Consider the following 5,571-nt stretch of genomic DNA (forward strand, 5'->3'; position numbering starts at 1 on the left):
ACGTGACCCTGAACGACGTGGCGCTGGCCGGCATTACGCTGGACACGCTGGAAGCGGACAGCAATGTGATCATCACTGCCGGTGGCGACACCGCGATCACCAATGATGCGGCCCTGAATCTGGAAGGGACAGTGACTGGCACCCTGGACGCCACGGCGACCACCGGTGGCATCACCGACAGCGGGGCGCTGAGCGTGACCGGTGACGTGACCCTGAACGACGTGGCGCTGGCCGGCATTACGCTGGACACGCTGGAAGCGGACAGCAATGTGATCATCACCGCCGGTGGCGACACCGCGATCACCAATGATGCGGCCCTGAATCTGGAAGGCACGGTGACTGGCTCCCTGGACGCCACGGCGACCACCGGTGGCATCACCGACAGCAACACGCTGATTGTCACGGTTTCGGCCGACTTTAATGCACAGGCTGGTATTGTCCTGAGCGATCTTCAGGCAACAGACATCGCGGCGGATACGGCTTCAGGCGCCATCGATATCACCAATGATTCTGCGGCAGCCACGACGGTGACCAGCCTGACCACCACCGGTGCTGACATCAGCTTTACCCAGACTGGCGCAGGTGTGCCGACCTTTACCACTGTTACAACCGACGGTGTGGGCACTATCAGTCTGACTGCCGATGCAGGACTGAGCGTCGACGGCGCGGTAAGTACTGCAGGTGGCGATATTACGATTAACGCTGACAGTGATGGCATCGCCACAGGTTCGGGGCTGTTTACCCTTGCTGCCACCGGGTCCATTGATACCGCCGGCGGCAATCTCACCGTTACTGGTGCCGACTTTGATTTCCTGGCGGGTAGCTCCATGACGGTAGGTGCGGGTGTCTTTGACCTCATCTTCAGTCGCCCGGGTTCGCTGTGCCTTGGTAATGCAGCGGGCTGCCAGATCAATCTTGATAACACCGATCTGCAGGTGCTCACCAATACCACTGACGACCTTGAGCTCGACAATAGCGGCAACGCTATTCTGGCTGATGCCGCAGATTTCTATACCGACGATGTCACCCTGATTGGCTCGACGATTGATAATGCACCGGGTGTTACCACGATTGGCCTGACCAATATCGGCGCGCTGACCCTGACGGCGTCTGGCAACATTGGCGGCAATGATGCCCTGGGTGTGTCCGCGACCACGGTCGACGTGACGGATGCCCTCGACGTGACCCTGTTTGATGATGGGGCGGGTGATACCGGCTACACCATTGGTAGCAACCTCAACCCAGTTGGTGCAGTCAGCATCACCGAGTCCACCTCGGATCTGACCATCAGCAGCATAGATGCCAACAGCACTGTGATTCTGGATGCGCAAGTCGCATCGCTGAATATCAATGGCGCTATCGATGCCGGTGGCACGGTGCAGCTCAATGGCACCACAGCAATCAATCTTGGTGCGGACGTCAACACCACGGCGGGCAACATTGAATTCAATGATGCCGTTACCGTGACGGCGGACTCCCAAGTCGATACCAGCGCTGGTGGTGGCAACATCATCTTCACCGGTCTGATTGATGGCCAAGCGATCAATGCCCAGAGCCTGACCTTGACGGCAGGGGGCGGCAATGTTGACCTGCAGGCGGCTGTAGGTGGCACCACTGCGCTGGCTAACTTCGAGATTGTCTCTGCAGCGACTGCCGACCTGGATAGCGTGACTGCGGCTGACATCAACGTGGTGGCGGACCAGATCAACCTGAACGGTGCGGACTATATTGCCCAGAATGGCAATGCCCTGTTCGACGGCCCGGTCGATCTGACCACCAATGTGTCTGTGGATAGCAGCACCGCCGATGGCGACATTACCTTTACCGATACGGTGGACGGTGCCTTTGATCTGACGCTGACCGCGGGTGCGGGGGCGATTGATCTGCAGGCGGCTGCGGGTGCGACGGCTGCGCTGGCGAACTTCGCTGTGATCTCTGCAGCGACTGCCGACCTGGACAGCGTGACCGCAGCTGACATCAACGTGGTGGCGGACCAGATCAACCTGAACGGTGCGGACTATATTGCCGAGAATGGCAATGCCCTGTTCGACGGCCCGGTCGATCTGACCACCAATGTGTCTGTGGATAGCAGCACCGCCGATGGCGACATTACCTTTACCGATACCGTGGACGGTGCCTTTGATCTGACGCTGACCGCGGGTGCGGGGGCGATTGATCTGCAGGCGGCTGCGGGTGCGACGGCTGCGCTGGCGAACTTCGAGATTGTCTCTGCAGCGACTGCCGACCTGGATAGCGTGACCGCAGCTGACATCAACGTGGTGGCGGACCAGATCAACCTGAACGGTGCGGATTATATTGCCGAGAATGGCAATGCCCTGTTCGACGGCCCGGTTGATCTGACCACCAATGTGTCTGTGGATAGCAGCACCGCCGATGGCGACATTACCTTTACCGATACGGTGGACGGTGCCTTTGATCTGACGCTGACCGCGGGTGCGGGGGCGATTGATCTGCAGGCGGCTGCGGGTGCGACGGCTGCGCTGGCGAACTTCGCTGTGATCTCTGCAGCGACTGCCGACCTGGACAGCGTGACCGCAGCTGACATCAACGTGGTGGCGGACCAGATCAACCTGAACGGTGCGGACTATATTGCCGAGAATGGCAATGCCCTGTTCGACGGCCCGGTCGATCTGACCACCAATGTGTCTGTGGATAGCAGCACCGCCGATGGCGACATTACCTTTACCGATACCGTGGACGGTGCCTTTGATCTGACGCTGACCGCGGGTGCGGGGGCGATTGATCTGCAGGCGGCTGCGGGTGCGACGGCTGCGCTGGCGAACTTCGAGATTGTCTCTGCAGCGACTGCCGACCTGGATAGCGTGACCGCAGCTGACATCAACGTGGTGGCGGACCAGATCAACCTGAACGGTGCGGATTATATTGCCGAGAATGGCAATGCCCTGTTCGACGGCCCGGTCGATCTGACCACCAATGTGTCTGTGGATAGCAGCACCGCTGATGGCGACATTACCTTTACCGATACGGTGGACGGTGCCTTTGATCTGACGCTGACCGCGGGTGCGGGCGCCATTGATCTGCAGGCCGCTGCGGGTGCGACGGCTGCGCTGGCGAACTTTGCTGTGATCTCTGCAGCGACTGCCGACCTGGATAGCGTGACTGCGGCTGACATCAACGTGGTGGCGGACCAGATCAACCTGAACGGTGCGGACTATATTGCCCAGAATGGCAATGCCCTGTTCGACGGCCCGGTCGATCTGACCACCAATGTGTCTGTGGATAGCAGCACCGCCGATGGCGACATTACCTTTACCGATACGGTGGACGGTGCCTTTGATCTGACACTGACCGCGGGTGCGGGCAACATCGACCTGCAGTCTGATGTGGGTGCTTTGACGCCGCTCAGCGCCCTGACCATTAACAGCGCTGCTGATGTGGACGTGGTAGCTGTAACCGCCGGCACTATTACCCAATCGGCGGGCACTGGTACCACTACGGTGGATGGCGTGATGACCGCTAACACCGGAGATATCAGTATCACCACCAACAGCATTGTTCAGAATGCAGACATGACCGCGACCGGTAATGTGCTGCTGGACGCGGCTGCAGATATCGAACTGAACGAAGGTGTTCTGACTGCCAACGATCGCCTGATCCACCTGATTGCCGGCGCTGGTGTGCAGCAGAACTTTGACACCCTGCCGACCCATGGCGGTCTGGTGGCTACCGAGCTGCTGCTCGAAGGTACCGGCGATTTCAACCTGATCACCGAAGGCGTGAACCAGGTTGATACCGTGGCTGGAAACGTCAATGGCACCGTGGCCTTTATCAACAGCCAGGCCCTGACCATCGGTTCGGTGACAGACCTGCTGGCTAACACCACGGACGGCCTGACTGCGGAAACTCTGGTGGTACTGGCTGAAACCGGCGACCTGACGGTAAGCGAGGCAGCGACAGCAACTACCGGTAACCTGGGCCTGTTTACCGACGACGGCGGCATCCTGATTGATGCAGCGGTGGTTGGCGCGGGTCTGATTGATATCGAGCAAGTCGGTGCGGTTGGCGACATCGACTTTACGGTGAACGGCAGCGCGGCAGCGGATGGCGACATCAGCCTGATCACTGAAAACAACATCGTCATGGCGGATGGCGCCACGGCAACGGCGGTCGGTAACGGTCGTGTTGAAGCTGGTGGTGACATTACCCTTGGCGGTATCAGTGCCGACAGCCTGCGCATTCAAGCGGGCGGAGCCATCATTGATGGCGGTGACGCCGACATTGATGCTTCAGCCACTAATCTGCAGCTTGTTGCCGGCAATGACATCGGCACCGGTTTGGATGCGGTTGAGATTGATGCCGGCACTCTGGCGCTTTCCAGCACCACCGGCAGTGCCTACCTGAGTGCCGACAACGGCGTGATCATCGGTGACATAGCCACCTTTGATGTGCCCTATATCGATGCGCCGGATGGCTCGACGGTACTGGATCCGGTTGCTGCTCTGACCGGTGCGACCGCGGCCGTTGGCCTGTTTATCGAGGCTGATGGCGTGATTCAGGTTGACGAAGCCGTGACCGCGACAGCGGGCGACCTGCTGCTGGATGCGGCCGGTGATCTGACGATTAACAACGGTGTCACGGCGACGGCGGGCAACGCCAGCCTGATCGCGGGTGGCGCGATCACCCAGGCAGCGGCCGGTGATGTGAGTGTGGCTGGCAATCTGGATGTGGAAGCGGGTGGCGTAATCACCATGAACGCGGATGCGTCGAGCACCTCTACCGGTAGCGGCAATATCCGTTACCTGTCGACGGTGGGCGATATCACGCTGGGTCTACTGGATGCGGGAACCGGTAATGTTCGGGTTGAAGCGCAGGACGGCAGCATTGTTGATGGTCGTACGGCACTGACTAACGTGATTGCGGCGAATCTGCAGCTGTTGGCCAGCGCTAATGTGGGCGCGCCTGGCGCGGATGCACTGGATGTGGATGTGGACACGCTGGCGGCAGTAGCCACCACGGGCAACATCTATATCAGCGAAGCGGATGGCCTGAACCTGACCACGGTGGCGGACTTCGATGTCACGCGCATTGGTCTGGACAGCACTGCGCTGCCGACGGCGGTCGGTGCCCTGTCGAATGTACTGGCAGGCAACCACGTGAAGATCGAGACGGTAGCCAATGGCCTGACCGTGACCGATACCGTGACGGCAACGGGCGGTGACCTGCTGCTGGATGCGGCCGGTGATCTGACGATTAACAACGGTGTGACGGCGACGGCGGGTAACGCCAGCCTGATCGCGGGTGGTTTGATCACCCAGTCGGCCACTGGTGACGTAATCGTGGCTGGCAATCTGGATGTGGAAGCGGGTGGTGCGATCACCATGAACGCGGATGCGTCGAGCACCTCTACCGGTAGCGGCAATATCCGTTACCTGTCGACGGTGGGCGATATCACGCTGGGTCTGCTGGATGCGGGAACCGGTAATGTTCGGGTTGAAGCGCAGGACGGCAGCATTGTTGATGGTCGTACGGCACTGACTAACGTGATTGCGGCGAATCTGCAGCTGTTGGCCAGCGCTAATGTGGGCGCGC

Annotated in this window: 1 protein-coding gene; it reads left to right on the forward strand. The window is 59.9% G+C overall.

Going from position 1 to position 5,571, the window contains the following annotated elements:
* On the forward strand, positions 1-5,571 hold a 5,571-nt coding region (locus J1C54_RS09125; protein WP_229146828.1), incomplete at both ends, for a hypothetical protein.

It is taken from the genome of Alcanivorax sp. 1008 (genome assembly GCF_020667895.1).
GTDB lineage: Bacteria > Pseudomonadota > Gammaproteobacteria > Pseudomonadales > Alcanivoracaceae > PGZG01.